We start from the raw sequence: 13,350 nt of genomic DNA, 5'->3' as shown, positions 1-13,350 counted from the left end.
TAAAACGTTACTATGTATCCCATTATTAGATTCGTAGCAATTAGCCAAAAAGCTCCCCAATTGTATACAAGTGGGGAGCTTTCCTTCATTCCTATTATAAACCTTCTGGGTTTAAAATGAGGACCACTCGTCCATCACCGAGAATCGTCGCACCAGAGAAATAGTTAGAACTCTCTGCAAAGAAGTCACCTAATGACTTTAAGACTATTTCTCTTTGACCGATAATTGTGTTTACAATAAGTCCATAGCTGCGATGTGTATTACGAACAATTAACACAGGAACCATTTGACCATCATATGACGCAAACGCCTCATCTACTGTTTTTTCACCAAATACAGTACTTAAATGTTTCACTTCAATAATTTGATTACGATAATTTAACACATCTTTCCCTTGTAAGGATTGGATGTCTTCTCTCTTAATTCGAATTGCTTCAACGATATTTCCAAGAGGTAAAGCATAACGCTTATCATTCGTTTGAACAAGCATAGATTGAATAATAGACAACGTTAATGGAAGTTCAATTCTAAATGTACTTCCCTTTCCTTCCTCAGAATCAATAATTAAATGTCCACCTAAACTATGAATCGTATGTTTTACAACATCTAATCCGACACCGCGTCCAGAAAGATCTGATACAACTTCAGCTGTACTAAATCCTGGTTGGAAAATAAGATCAAACACTTCACGATCTGTTAATCTATTCGCATCTGCTTCAGTTACAACGCCATTTTTAATCGCTTTTTCTAATACTTTCCCTTTATTAATACCGTTTCCATCATCCGTAATTTGAATAACGACATGATTTCCACTATGAAAGGCTTCTAATTTAATCGTACCTGTCTCATTTTTACCTGCATCACGTCGTTTTTCAACAGTTTCAACACCGTGATCGATTGCATTTCGAATTAAATGAACGAGCGGATCACCGATTTCATCAATAACAATTTTATCTACTTCAGTATCTTCACCTGTAATTTGTAAATCGATTTTTTTCCCTAAATCTTTCGCTAACATACGTACCATACGCGGGAAACGATTGAACACAGTTTCAATCGGCACCATACGCATATTTAATAGTACATTTTGAATATCTTTTGAAATATCGCCTAATCGATTTAAATGTTCAATTAGCTCCTTGTTTTGAATCGTTTGAGCCAATTCATCAATGCGCCCACGTTCAATTACACTTTCTTCAAACATATTCATTAATCTTTCGATTTTCTCTAATTGAACACGAATTGAACGATTCTCCACTTTAGCATTTTTCGTTTTTGTAGTACTTTTAGCTGGCATAGCACTTGAAGGTTGATTCGTTGCCTCTATTGGTGATTCTACCTGCGTAGCCACAGCTGGTTGTAGCTTTTCTTCTACTTGCACAACTTCTTGTGTAACGACTTTTTTAGAAGCTACTTCCTTCGATATAGGTTCTCCTTGCTTTACTTCCACTTTCTCAATTTCAGAAACATGAAGTACTACTTGTTTCAATTCTTCTATACTACAATCCGTATCCATAAATACTGTAAATTCAAATCCGAAAGCATCTGCTTCAATTTCTTCAATACTCGGAGCTGTTTTTTGTATATTCCCTACATTTTGCAATGCTTCAATACACATAATGGCACGTACTGCTTTTAAAATCGCTTGCTGTTCAACTGTTATATGCACTTCATGCGAAACTGCATCATCGGTGTCTATATGATTTTGCTCTATATGTTCCGTAGGAGTTTCTACATTGCCGTTCAATAATGCTTCTAATTTCTGTTTAGTTGAGGCTACATCAATATTGCCCATTCCACCTTGTTGCACATCTGCAACCATCTTCTCCAAATTATCAATGCACTCAAAAATCACATCAATAATATCCGCATTTACAACTATATTTCCATGACGAATTTCATCTAACACATTTTCCATCTTATGCGTTAAATCAGCCATTTCCGTAAATTCCATGCTCGCAGACATACCTTTGAATGTATGAGCGGATCGGAATATTTCTCCTACAACATCCATATCAGCAGGATTTTGTTCTAACACTAGCACATTTTCATTTAGCGACTGTAAATGTTCTTCTGACTCTTCGAAAAATATATTTAATAGATCTGTTTGCATTTTTATCCCCTACCTGTCTAACAAACATTTCATTTATGTATAACAATTTAGTGTTTTACAATGAGAAAAAAGGGGGCCACCCGTCGATCCGCTATCACTGTTTTGATTCCTTGTGGCACCCCTTCTATATTAACTATTTGCTACTTTTGTTAAAGCTTCAATTACACGATCCGCTTGGAATGGCTTTACAATAAAGTCTTTTGCCCCGCCCTTAATTGCATCTAATACCATACCTTGTTGTCCCATTGCAGAACAAATAACAACCTTTGCACTTGAATCAATTTTAATAATTTCTTTTAATGCTTCAAGCCCGTCCATTTCTGGCATAGTAATATCTAATGTTACAATATCAGGTTGAAGTTCTTTATACTTTTGAATTGCTTCTACCCCATTCTCTGCTTCGCCAATAACTTCAAATTCAGCATTACTTTTTAATAAGTTTTTAATCATCGTTCGCATAAACATCGCATCGTCTACTACTAAAATTTTATGTGCCATTCTTTTTAATTCTCTCCTTCTATGTATAAATATATCTTAATATTTCACCTTATCATTCTCACTCATTATACAAAATAAAATGATAAAATTTAATATTTTTTTAAAAGAATTTTCGTATTTTTATTATTTTATTATTAAAATAACAATATACTACTCTTTTATATAAATAACAACGCGACGGTTCTTTTCCCAGTTTTGCGGTGAATCATTTGGTACAATTGGCTTTGTGTCTGCATATCCTACCGCAGCTAGCCTTTTATCGTCCACATTATACACTTCAATTAAATGGTGAATCATATTTGCCGCTCGTGCTGAAGATAACTCCCAATTAGAAGGGAATTTCTCGTTATGAATAGGTCTACTATCTGTATGTCCCTCTACAACAATTGGGTTAGGTACGGATTGAAAAAATCCAACTAATTGACTTATTATCCCTTTCGCTTCGGGCTTAACGTTCGCATCGCCTGTATCAAATATTAAATTATCTACTATAACGACGCTTACCCCTGTATCCTCTCGATATACATTCACTTGACTAATACCGTTATTATCTACATACGCTTTTAACTTCTTATATAATTCATCCATTCTCTTTTTTGAAATCATTTTTTCATCATTTTTTTCATGTGAAATATCCGGTATTGTATTTTCCATTACTTTTGCATCTACTTGCTCCGTATCACTAAACTTTTCAAGCATCTTTGACAATTTTACTGCATCTTGCTTTGATGTAGCAACTAGTAATACAAAGAAAGTTAATAATAACATCGTTAAATCTGTAAAAGTCGTCATCCAACGAGGCGATCCCTTTTGCGGTCCTTTACTCATCATACCACTCCTTGAAATATTAGGCTGCTCCTTTTACCTTTTTTACCTTTGTTTCGTATACGTATGTATCCAGTTTCAACTTTAATTTAGAAGGGATTTGTCCACGATACAATTCTGAAATAGCTTCTATTACAAACTTCTTCTCTGTATATAAATCTTCAATACCACGATATACTTTTTCCGCAAGAGGGATTGCAATCATATTCGCAAGTACAGACCCATATAATGTCGTTAACATCGCAACTGCCATTCCTGTACCAATTTGCGATGTATCTTGTAAGTTTTGGAGCATAATGATAAGACCGATTAACGTACCAATCATTCCCCAAGCTGGAGCAAAATCACCAATTTTATCTAATAATGCTGCTCCTTTTCTTAACTCATACACTTCCGTTTCAATATCTTTCAATAACACTTCTTTTAATTCATCTTCATCGTAACCGCTTAACATTAATCGAATTCCTTTTTGAATAAAAGGATTGTCTACTTGCTCTCCATCTACCTCTAAAGAAAGCAAGCCGTGCTTTTTAGACTTTTTCGAAAAATCGACAAACAAATCCGTTAACTGTTCTAAATCTTCTTCTCTTCTATGTAAAACAGTAAAAATGCTTTTCGTATATTTTTTTATTTCTCCAAATCGATATGCCACAACAATTGTCGCTGTTGTTCCCCCTATGACAATTAAAATAGATGAAACATCTAAAAAGTTTTTGAAAGCTTTTATTCCACCGCCGCCAAGCATAATTGCCGCTATCACTATAATGAAACCTACTATAATGCCCACTGGGCTAGAAATATCAAACTTCCTTTTTCTTCTTTGTGGTCTAGCTAATACTTGATTTTTCTCTCCCATATTTCTGCCCTTTCCTTTCCATTTTTATATAACATTTTTTTATTTTAATAATACGTTTTCACATATAACATGTATTATACGCTTATCATCTGTTTATCGCAATATACTCATGAAATTGACACATTTCATTTCTATATTAGAATTATGGTATGAATAAATGAGGAGGATCACGATGGAACACAACATTTTACAAGTCATTGCATTAGCAGAAAAACTAAAATATGAAATGCGACATAGCTGGCTTTCCAACGGACGTCAAGAAAGTGTTGCCGAACATACATGGCGTATGTCTCTAATGGCCATTTTAGTTGAACCTTATTTGGATCAAAAAGTAAATATTGAGAAATTACTTAAAATGGTTATTATTCACGACCTAGTCGAAGCCGAAGCTGGTGATATCCCTGCATTTGATACAATGAATAGTTATGAATTACAGCTACAAAAACAAAAAAATGAACTAGAAGCTATTTTAAATATTAAACAAACATTAACAGGTTCTCTCGGTGAGGAATTATATGACTTATGGATGGAGTTTGAAGCGAAAGAAACGTACGAAGCAAAAGTTGCTAATGCACTCGATAAACTTGAGGTGAAAATCCAGCATAACGAAGCTGATATTGATACGTGGCTACCAATTGAACATAAAATGACGTTCCAAGTAGCAAAGCATACAAACTTTGATTCTTTCCTATCTAAATTACAAAAAATTATTGAAGAAGATGGAGAAAAGAAGTTAATTGCTGCCGGCATTGATGTTGAGGCATGCAAGCAATAATGAAATAAGACACTCAACAAGAGTGTCTTATTTCATTATTGTTGATATAGCCTGCTTATAAATAAGCTGTTGTTTTCCATCCACTAAGATTAAAACTGTAAATTTATCCACTCCAACAACTTCTCCTACTATTCTAACGCCACTCTTTAAGAAAATTGTAACTGTACCTTTTTCTTCTTTTATTTGTTTATACAATTCTTCCTGTAAATGTTCCAATTACTGTCCTCTCCTTTCTGTGAAACATCTTAATATAAAAAACTATAAATTTTTTATTTATGCACTTTGTCTTTTATGTTCATAAACTTATTAATAAGTATATCTAAATCACGACTAAATAACAAAACTTTATCATGATCCAATCCGTGTCTCGCAACAAGTTGAATTAACTCTTTCTTTTTGTTTTCTATTTTATTTTTTAATTGTCCCATCTCCATCTCTATACTAAAACTCCCTTTTCCCATAATATTACTTGTAAAATTATAGTACATATTCTCTCATAAAAAAATAAGAAAATGGTTTTTTTTACAATTTTTTATTTTTTATGCCTAAATTATGAATTACGTAAAGGTTTATTTACAAATCACTAACATGCAATCCTAATGAATCTACAGGCATTTGTCTAATTATAAATGAGACTGGCTCGTTTTCTATACAAAAAACATACTGTATATAGTAGTCCATGAACCATATAGATTAACTTACTAAAAAGGAGGAAAACATATGAGTTATGGTGGAAGTTGCGCTGGTTTCGGCGGTGGATTTGCTTTGCTTATCGTACTATTCATCCTTCTAATCATCATCGGATGTAGCTGTTGGGGTGGCGGCGGATACGGATATTAATATATCCTATCCTTGAAAAATGAATTAAAAACTATAGAAAAACAGCTCAAATATGAGCTGTTTTTTTTCATACTTTCGTATGAATTTATATCCCTCTTATTTGCGATTTCAACTAGCAACATATTGTTTACTATGGAATAAGAACCATTTTACTAAGGAGGATTACGATGATTAAAGGTCTTTACGAAGCACATTTACCTGTCCGCAACTTAAAAGTATCAATACCTTTTTATGAATCACTAGGGCTAAAATTATATAAAAAAGGAGATAATATTGCTTTCTTTTGGATTAAAGAAAATGAGAGTTGGCTCGGCCTTTGGGAAGGCACAGAATACAAAGTGAATTATCACCCCTCTTTACGACATATCGCCTTTCAAGTAAGTTTACATGATTTAGAAAATGCGATTCATTGGCTAAATCAAAAAGGAATTTCAGCACGAAAAGACTTTGGAATGGAACCAATTGAACCGATTGTTTTTCCGGAATTAGCACGTGCAGCCGTATACTTTAACGACCCTGATGGAAATAGTTTAGAATTGATTGCACAATTACCTGTTGGACTTCCTACAGCGGAAAAAGTGTATTTAAGTGAGTGGAAAGAACAAATTCAAACATCGTCATTACATAAGGAGTAATCTATTTATGTCAGTTTCTTATTCCACACTTCTTAAAACAAATAAAAACTTCAATAAACTATTTTATGGGCAAACATTAAGTGTACTTGGAGATTGGTTCCATACGGTAGCTTTATTAACATTTGTCTACAGCATAACGGAATCGCCGTTTATGATCGCACTTACTTTTATAAGTAAAAGTTTACCACAGCTTCTTCTTAGTCCATTCATAGGCGGAATTGTAGATCGTTTCTCTAAAAAGAATATTATGATTTTCACCGATATTACACGGGGAATTCTAGTCCTTACATACTTACTCGCAGGCTATAAAATTGAGATTATTTTCATTGCCAATATATGTTTATCCGTACTTTCTTGTGTATTTGAGCCGGCTAAACAAGCAGCCTTAAAAAATATCGTACACCAAAACCATTTCGTAACTGCTAACTCTCTTTCTAGTACAATTACTGGTTTTATGTCTATTATAGGTGCTTCTTTGGGCGGGATACTTACACAATCTTTACATATTGAGTTCGCTTTTTTAGTAAATAGCCTATCATACTTTATTTCAGCCTATTTTATTTATAACATGAGTATTCCTGCTCATGATACTTGTAACAAGAACAAAGCATTTTTCACTGATATAAAAGGTGGTTATACATACATATTACAAACAAAAATCATTTTAACATTAATTCTTGTCGGCATTTCATGGGGCATTATTGGAGGCGCTTATCAACTACTTCTAACGATCTATGCCGAAAAAATTTTCCATACGAACATTGGGATTTTATATACGGTTCAAGGGGCTGGGCTTATGATAGGAAGCCTTCTCGTTAATCTTTATATATCCCATAATAAAGAAAAAATGAAAAAAGTATTCGGTTGGGCCTACTTATTACAAGGAATTTTCTTTCTCGGATTCATTCTATCCGATCAACTTATTATCGGTATCATTACTTTATTCTGTATGCGTATAGCAGGAGGAATCATCGTTCCACTTGATACGACATTACTTCAAACTTACACACACGAAAATATGATAGGTAAAGTTTTTTCATTCCATTATTCTATTTACGGATCTCTTATTCAGTTATCGATGTTTTTTGCAGGAGGGCTGTTAGAAATTCTTTCTCCTCAAATGATTGGCAGTTTATTAGCTACATGCTGTATTTTTGTAAGTTTTATATGGCTGTTCTTGTTTTATCGCGGGGATCTCAGTGAATAATTTAATGATAATCAATACATTTTGATCCCATTCATTATTTGTTTCCCCATAATAAAATTGTTTCAAAATGTAAGTCGGATTTTTTAGTTAAAGAGCCTTATATGGCAATACTATTTGAGAAAAAACTAGATATTTATGTTAAAATACAAATGAGTTTGTGAAATATTGCACTTAAATAATAGACTTTAACTAGTTAAACTTGATTAAATAGGAGGGCTGTTTTGGGTATCACATTCATTTTCGTATGTATTATATTAGTGGCTTCTATTCTGCAAGCAAGTACAGGTTTTGGCTTTTCCATAATGGCAACCCCTTTCTTACTTATGTTATTTCTACCACAAGAAGCTATACAAATAAACATTATTTTATCTTTAATTATTTCCATTTCACTCATTTGGAAAATAAGAATGGACGTTGATTTTGTTCTACTGAAAAGGTTTATTTTTGGAAGTATAGTTGGTGTTCCTTTTGGCATTTTAATTTTCATTTCCGTTAACATAAACACTTTTAAATTAGCAGTTAGCATCCTACTCTTACTATTAACATTATTGCTAATATGCAACGTTAAGGTTAGATCAACACAATCTAGAGATTTCATAGTTGGTGGATTATCTGGTCTTTTAACGACAAGTATCGGTATGCCCGGTCCACCCCTGTTACTTTATTTTACAGGAACTGATACTGAAAAAGAGAAGTTAAGAGCAACTACATTAGCTTTTTATTTGTTTATATATTTCATTAGCCTAGTAACTCAAATACTCTTTACTGGCACAAACAAAACCATTTGGGAATCAAGTTTTTATGCCATTCCAATTGTATTTTTAGGTTTGTTTATAGGTCAAATTATTTTTAAATGGCTTAATCAACGGATTTTTAAAATATTTACGTACATTCTTTTAAGTTGTACAGGGGGTTATCTTCTTATTGAAAGTTTGAACTTGTTATAGAAGATGCTTTAGATTGTGCCATAACAGATATGTTCAAACAAAATTATTGCTGTATTTTCCGGCAGGGTATTCCATATCAAAACTTAAATAACTTTATTGACAGTTTACAATTAGCAATAATCTTTCTTTCATAAGATAAACATTTCAAATCAAATACTAAATAAAACGATAAAAAGCGGCTATTATGCCACTTTTACTTACTATTGGCATTTCATTCTCATTTTCTATCACTTTTGTAAAAAATTATTAATTTTTATTTCTATGTATATGATAACAAACAAAATACCTAAGTTCAGAAAGAATAAACAACTTTCTGGCCTTAGGTATTTCTCCTTCCCAAAAAGACAAACCTACATCACAGGTTTGCCTCTTTACTCACTTCTTATTTAATCCTTTTTCACTTAAGAACTCTTTCATATGCATTCTTTTTTCTTTAGACATAAACGAACTCATTGATTCCGTCCATGTTACGTTTTTCTTGTTTGATGATCTTTCTTTATAATACGCATTCATCGTTTCATCATATTCGTTTAGTAATTCATCATATTTTTGTTCATCATATCCATTTTCATGAAGAACTGCTGCTACCGGTAAACGTGGTTTCACTCCATGATCTTCATCTGGTACGCCGACTGTCATTCCGAATACAGGATATACTTTATCAGGTAAATGAAGCAGTTCACTCACTTCTCTCGGATTATTACGAATACCACCAATATAACAAATACCGTATCCTAACGATTCTGCTGCTAGCGCTAAGTTTTGCGCAAAAAGTGCAGCATCTACCGTCGCAACGATAAAGTCTTCTACTCCCTCATGCTTTATCTCTGTACTATGTTTTTCACATGCAATTTCAAGTCGTTTTAAATCTGCACAACAAACAAAAAATGCTGCACAGTCCTTCACATGACGATTTCCGGATAGCTCTGCTAGTTTAGCCTTTAATTCCTGATCTGTTACATATATAACAGAATACGCCTGTACAAAATGTGATGAAGCTGCATGTTGCGCAGCGTGCACCATCTTTTCTACTACATCTTTCGGAATTGATTCTTCTTTATATTTACGAACTGAAACATGTTGCTCCATCTTATGTATGATCTCATTCATGAAAATCACTCCTTTTTTCTCTTCATAATGAAAAATTAACATATCTTTTTCAATTTTCACAACTTATAAGCACAAAAAGAGCAATTCTTTTTGAACTGCTCTTTTTTAAAACGTTTATCGATACGGTAAATGAAATTATACTTATCATATTACGCCGTTTTCAAAACTTTAATACCTTTTACGATATTCCAAATGAAGTAGTAAATTCCTACAAGAATGAACACTGCATATGTGATAGCCATTCCAATTCCAGCACCGTCAGATTGATTGAAACCTAAACCGTACATACCTGATACTGCTAGTCCTCCAAATAAGATTGCGTATGGGAAAACATGTGACCAAAATGCTTTTTTCGCGTGATACTTCACTTCATCTTCTGCAACAAAGTACACGATAATTGGTAGTAAAAATGGTGCAAAAAAGATACTAAAGTAACATAACGAAGATAAAATATTATTTCCTTTCATCCGATTCACCTCTAAATAGTTTTTGTTACCTTCATTATGTCAGGAAATCATTCTAGAAACTATCGCTTTACCTTTCACGAACGTGACATATTTGTAAGATTTTCCTCAAACTAAATCCCGCCTGAAGTTTCAGCCGGGATCACTTTCACTATATTCGATTCATAAACCAGTACTGTGTGATTGCTAAATATTCTCGTACATTCGATGGAATGATGATTGGTTTCGGTGTTTTTGCCGGAAGACCTTCTAATTGTAAACCTTGTTTTGCCGCTATTTTTTTCGCTCTAAACATGTGAAAATCGTTTGTTACAATCATACCTTTTTTCATATCGGCTGGAATTAACGGTTTTGAGAATGTAATATTCTCATCTGTACTCGTAGATTTGTCCTCCATTATAATGCGATCTTCTGCGATATTTTGTTTTATTAGTCCTTGTTTCATTGCTAATGCTTCTGAAATGTCTTCACCTTTTCCTTGTCCTCCAGATACGATAGCGATTGTTTTCTCATGTGATTTTAAATATTCAACTGCTTTATCAATACGATATTGCAATGAATAAGATGGTTTCGTCCCATTTACTTTCGATCCTAGTACAATTATGTAATCAGCATCGTAGGTTGCATTCATATGCCCATGCTTATAAATGTGATATTGTAAAAACCCCGCATACACGGCGCAAATCATTATAACAACTAAAATACCCTTCATTATTTTCTTCTTTCTCATATTCATATACTCCTATTTTCTTTTACTTCCTTCATGATAATATCCATTTATTTGTTTGTATACAGACAGATTCCAATAAACCCTAATTTATCCTCTGAAAGGTAATATTTATATTACTTTCGGGAATAGTAAGTACAACTTTACACGAAGGAGTGTCTCTATTGCTTCTCTTTTTATGTAACGTGTCGTTCTTTTTTATCTTATTTTTACTATCGCTTAAGTTACTCGGTAAATCCGCGTTAGCACAACTAACTCCTCATGATTTTGGGGCTATAATCTTTTTATCTTATTTAGCTTTCCAAGCCATACCCGTCTCTGGTGCTTTACAAGCATTTCTCGGTATGGTTATTATCACATGTTTACATTTACTCCTTACAAAATTAAGCCTATTCAACAAACTAAATCGTTTTATTCTCGGACACCCTATCATTTTAATTAAACATGGTGATATTATTTTTGAGAACTTACAAAAAAGTAGATACCCCATTGCAGAACTGCTTTCTAATCTTCGCGTTGCAGGATATCCAAGTGTTCATGAAATTGAATACGCTATTTTAGAAGCGAACGGCGCTATTAGTATTTTACCAAAAAGAGAACTTGTACCATTAACTCCAAAAGATTTAAACATAGAAGTTAAGTATGCTGGATTACCAATTGCACTTATCGTCGATTCACAAATTCAATATGATAACTTAAAGTTAATACATAAAGATGAAAAATGGTTATATAAAGAATTAAAGGAAAAAGGAATTACAAATATTAAAAACGTTGCCTTTGCTTCTGTTCAAGAAACGGATGGATCTTTTGCGATTAGTTTAAAGGAATAAAAAAATCCCCTTAATTGCTTAAGGGGATTTTCTTCATCATATCGCTTCTTTCTCTCCTGCCATATTTAATGGAACAGGATGTTTCATACGATTCATCGTAAATACGATAATCGCTGTCATTACTTCTGCAACTGGCATAACGAGCCAAATTCCGTTTATCCCAAATAATTTCGGCATAATCCATAACAATGGAATAATAAATAGTAATCCTCTGCTCATTATAATAAGTACTGATTTCTTCGTTTGTCGCACTGATTGGAAGTACTCTCCATACACAATATTATAACCTAAAAATACGTATTGGATAAAGAATAAGCTAATACCTGTTAAGGTTAACTCCAATAATTCTGGAGATTGGACATCAAATAAACCAATGATATATTTCCCGAAGAATAATCCGACAATTATCGCAATGCCTCCGAGGACAACTGCAATTTTCACAGCAAACTTCAATCCTTCACGAAGTCTCTCTGATAAATTTGCCCCGTAATGGAAACTAGCAATTGGCTGTAATGCTGCTCCAACACCAAAGAATAATAGTAATGTCATTGCATGAATACTATTCACCATCGCATAGGAAGCTACTCCTACTTCTCCTGCATATTGAACGAATGCGATATTAAAACCAATCGTTACGATTGCAACCGTACTTTCTGCTGTAAAACTTGGGAAACCAATCACCATAATTTGTTTGACAGTATCCCATTCAAAATGGAATTTCGTCCACTTTAAAATACTACTTTTTCTAAAGAAATGAGTTAATAATACAAGGAAACCAATCGCTGCCGAAAGAATAGTCGCTGAGGCAGCACCTGTTACGCCCCATCCAAAGATAAAAATAAAGATATAGTCAAACACTATATTTAATACAGCTGTTACAACAAGACCAGCCATTGCTAAATTAGGATTTCCATCATTTCGTATGAATGTACTTAAAATATTTTCTAAAACGTATATCATTCCAAATGTTAATAATACGTGTAAATAGTCTAACGCATATGGTAGAATTACTTCATTTGCACCAAATAAGTATGCTAAATCTTCTATTCTCCATAAGCAAATAGCCGCTAAAACACCTACGATAACAACTGCTACCGTCATGGATTGAGTAAAAATAGACCTTGCTCTCTCTCGTTTATTTTCACCTAATGCAATGGAGTATAACGTTGCCCCGCCCATTCCGATCCATAATGAAATAGAGAAGAAAATCGAAAATGCTGGAATAGCCACGTTCACTCCTGCTAAACCGTTCGCCCCAACTCCTCTACTAATCATGACCGCATCAATTACAATATTCACTGACATTAATACCATTCCAAGAACGGCTGGTATTAAATAAGAAATAAATAAGCTTTTTATCGGTTTTTCTCTTAATTTTTCTGTTGCTTCCATACTCTAATATGCTCCTTTTTTTCAACTCTCTTTTCTTAGTTTAAACCTTCAAGTAACTTGAAGGTCAAGAGAGAATTAAAAAAACAGGTAACTGACTTATACTAATGAATGTAAATTTGTAATCAATTCAA

Annotated in this window: 16 protein-coding genes; 6 read left to right on the top strand and 10 right to left on the bottom strand. The window is 33.3% G+C overall.

The window, feature by feature from the left end:
- Positions 1-94 precede the first annotated feature (94 nt).
- The 4 genes from ACTL4X_RS08305 to ACTL4X_RS08290 form a co-directional block, all read right to left on the bottom strand.
- Entirely contained in the window at positions 95-2,113 is a 2,019-nt protein-coding gene (locus tag ACTL4X_RS08305) for a chemotaxis protein CheA (protein ID WP_086389326.1), read from the bottom strand.
- Between the two features lie 129 nt (positions 2,114-2,242).
- Positions 2,243-2,611: a response regulator gene (locus tag ACTL4X_RS08300; RefSeq protein ID WP_000940568.1), complete on the bottom strand. Its 369-nt coding sequence runs from the start codon at positions 2,609-2,611 to the stop codon at positions 2,243-2,245.
- 150 nt (positions 2,612-2,761) lie between these two features.
- On the bottom strand, positions 2,762-3,439 hold the full coding sequence (locus ACTL4X_RS08295; RefSeq protein WP_000033625.1) for an OmpA family protein: 678 nt from the start codon (positions 3,437-3,439) through the stop codon (positions 2,762-2,764).
- A gap of 19 nt (positions 3,440-3,458) precedes the next feature.
- The gene (locus ACTL4X_RS08290; protein WP_000504191.1) at positions 3,459-4,292 is read right to left on the bottom strand and encodes a flagellar motor protein MotP; all 834 of its coding nucleotides are present in this window, start codon (positions 4,290-4,292) and stop codon (positions 3,459-3,461) included.
- A gap of 172 nt (positions 4,293-4,464) precedes the next feature.
- Here ACTL4X_RS08290 and ACTL4X_RS08285 point away from each other — a divergent pair, with 172 nt between their 5' ends.
- A complete protein-coding gene (locus tag ACTL4X_RS08285) occupies positions 4,465-5,067 on the top strand; it encodes an HD domain-containing protein (RefSeq protein WP_086692580.1) in 603 nt (200 codons plus the stop codon).
- A 27-nt stretch (positions 5,068-5,094) separates the two neighbouring features.
- On the opposite strand, the gene hfq is transcribed toward ACTL4X_RS08285, so the two are convergent.
- Entirely contained in the window at positions 5,095-5,283 is a 189-nt protein-coding gene (gene hfq / locus ACTL4X_RS08280; protein ID WP_000400665.1) for an RNA chaperone Hfq, read from the bottom strand.
- A 53-nt stretch (positions 5,284-5,336) separates the two neighbouring features.
- Positions 5,337-5,555 (bottom strand): aspartyl-phosphate phosphatase Spo0E family protein, encoded by a 219-nt coding sequence (locus tag ACTL4X_RS08275; RefSeq protein WP_000291688.1) that lies wholly within the window; start codon positions 5,553-5,555, stop codon positions 5,337-5,339.
- A 232-nt stretch (positions 5,556-5,787) separates the two neighbouring features.
- On the opposite strand from ACTL4X_RS08275, the gene ACTL4X_RS08270 reads away from it, so the two are divergent.
- From ACTL4X_RS08270 to ACTL4X_RS08255, 4 genes are all read left to right on the top strand, one after another.
- Complete coding sequence (locus tag ACTL4X_RS08270) at positions 5,788-5,907, top strand: YjcZ family sporulation protein (RefSeq protein WP_000120179.1); 120 nt, start codon at positions 5,788-5,790, stop codon at positions 5,905-5,907.
- Positions 5,908-6,074: 167 nt separating this feature from the next.
- The gene (locus tag ACTL4X_RS08265) at positions 6,075-6,542 is read left to right on the top strand and encodes a VOC family protein (protein WP_071740372.1); all 468 of its coding nucleotides are present in this window, start codon (positions 6,075-6,077) and stop codon (positions 6,540-6,542) included.
- A gap of 7 nt (positions 6,543-6,549) precedes the next feature.
- Positions 6,550-7,749 carry an MFS transporter gene (locus ACTL4X_RS08260; RefSeq protein ID WP_086692578.1) on the top strand — a complete coding sequence of 400 codons (1,200 nt, stop codon included), beginning with the start codon at positions 6,550-6,552 and terminating at the stop codon, positions 7,747-7,749.
- Positions 7,750-7,970: 221 nt separating this feature from the next.
- Entirely contained in the window at positions 7,971-8,696 is a 726-nt protein-coding gene (locus tag ACTL4X_RS08255; RefSeq protein ID WP_046392533.1) for a sulfite exporter TauE/SafE family protein, read from the top strand.
- A gap of 375 nt (positions 8,697-9,071) precedes the next feature.
- Here ACTL4X_RS08255 and nfsA read toward each other — a convergent pair whose 3' ends face one another.
- The 3 genes from nfsA to ACTL4X_RS08240 all read right to left on the bottom strand — a co-directional run bounded on the left by nfsA (position 9,072) and on the right by ACTL4X_RS08240 (position 11,000).
- Complete coding sequence (gene nfsA / locus ACTL4X_RS08250; RefSeq protein WP_071740371.1) at positions 9,072-9,806, bottom strand: oxygen-insensitive NADPH nitroreductase; 735 nt, start codon at positions 9,804-9,806, stop codon at positions 9,072-9,074.
- Between the two features lie 149 nt (positions 9,807-9,955).
- The gene (locus tag ACTL4X_RS08245) at positions 9,956-10,273 is read right to left on the bottom strand and encodes a DUF4870 domain-containing protein (RefSeq protein ID WP_000678055.1); all 318 of its coding nucleotides are present in this window, start codon (positions 10,271-10,273) and stop codon (positions 9,956-9,958) included.
- A 148-nt stretch (positions 10,274-10,421) separates the two neighbouring features.
- Positions 10,422-11,000, bottom strand: a complete 579-nt coding sequence (locus ACTL4X_RS08240) for a YdcF family protein (RefSeq protein WP_086692576.1) — start codon at positions 10,998-11,000, stop codon at positions 10,422-10,424.
- 161 nt (positions 11,001-11,161) lie between these two features.
- On the opposite strand from ACTL4X_RS08240, the gene ACTL4X_RS08235 reads away from it, so the two are divergent.
- Positions 11,162-11,827: a DUF421 domain-containing protein gene (locus ACTL4X_RS08235; protein WP_025709222.1), complete on the top strand. Its 666-nt coding sequence runs from the start codon at positions 11,162-11,164 to the stop codon at positions 11,825-11,827.
- Positions 11,828-11,863: 36 nt separating this feature from the next.
- Here the strand turns inward: ACTL4X_RS08235 and ACTL4X_RS08230 are convergent, their stop codons facing one another.
- Entirely contained in the window at positions 11,864-13,219 is a 1,356-nt protein-coding gene (locus ACTL4X_RS08230; protein ID WP_000388399.1) for an MATE family efflux transporter, read from the bottom strand.
- Positions 13,220-13,350 lie beyond the last annotated feature (131 nt).

The sequence above is a fragment of the Bacillus sp. RE35 genome (assembly GCF_052146655.1).
GTDB lineage: Bacteria > Bacillota > Bacilli > Bacillales > Bacillaceae_G > Bacillus_A > Bacillus_A cereus.
The sequence above is the reverse complement of the archived record's forward strand: the minus strand, read 5'-3'. Positions and strand labels throughout refer to the sequence as shown.

What these genes read in the sequence shown, in the direction of transcription:
- ACTL4X_RS08305 (WP_086389326.1), bottom strand. Translation starts at nt 2,113, where the DNA reads ATGCAAACAGATCTATTAAATATATTTTTCGAAGAGTCAGAAGAACAT.
- ACTL4X_RS08300 (WP_000940568.1), bottom strand. Translation starts at nt 2,611, where the DNA reads ATGGCACATAAAATTTTAGTAGTAGACGATGCGATGTTTATGCGAACG.
- ACTL4X_RS08295 (WP_000033625.1), bottom strand. Translation starts at nt 3,439, where the DNA reads ATGAGTAAAGGACCGCAAAAGGGATCGCCTCGTTGGATGACGACTTTT.
- ACTL4X_RS08290 (WP_000504191.1), bottom strand. Translation starts at nt 4,292, where the DNA reads ATGGGAGAGAAAAATCAAGTATTAGCTAGACCACAAAGAAGAAAAAGG.
- ACTL4X_RS08285 (WP_086692580.1), top strand. Translation starts at nt 4,465, where the DNA reads ATGGAACACAACATTTTACAAGTCATTGCATTAGCAGAAAAACTAAAA.
- ACTL4X_RS08275 (WP_000291688.1), bottom strand. Translation starts at nt 5,555, where the DNA reads ATGTACTATAATTTTACAAGTAATATTATGGGAAAAGGGAGTTTTAGT.
- ACTL4X_RS08270 (WP_000120179.1), top strand. Translation starts at nt 5,788, where the DNA reads ATGAGTTATGGTGGAAGTTGCGCTGGTTTCGGCGGTGGATTTGCTTTG.
- ACTL4X_RS08265 (WP_071740372.1), top strand. Translation starts at nt 6,075, where the DNA reads ATGATTAAAGGTCTTTACGAAGCACATTTACCTGTCCGCAACTTAAAA.
- ACTL4X_RS08260 (WP_086692578.1), top strand. Translation starts at nt 6,550, where the DNA reads ATGTCAGTTTCTTATTCCACACTTCTTAAAACAAATAAAAACTTCAAT.
- nfsA (WP_071740371.1), bottom strand. Translation starts at nt 9,806, where the DNA reads ATGAATGAGATCATACATAAGATGGAGCAACATGTTTCAGTTCGTAAA.
- ACTL4X_RS08245 (WP_000678055.1), bottom strand. Translation starts at nt 10,273, where the DNA reads ATGAAAGGAAATAATATTTTATCTTCGTTATGTTACTTTAGTATCTTT.
- ACTL4X_RS08240 (WP_086692576.1), bottom strand. Translation starts at nt 11,000, where the DNA reads ATGAGAAAGAAGAAAATAATGAAGGGTATTTTAGTTGTTATAATGATT.
- ACTL4X_RS08230 (WP_000388399.1), bottom strand. Translation starts at nt 13,219, where the DNA reads ATGGAAGCAACAGAAAAATTAAGAGAAAAACCGATAAAAAGCTTATTT.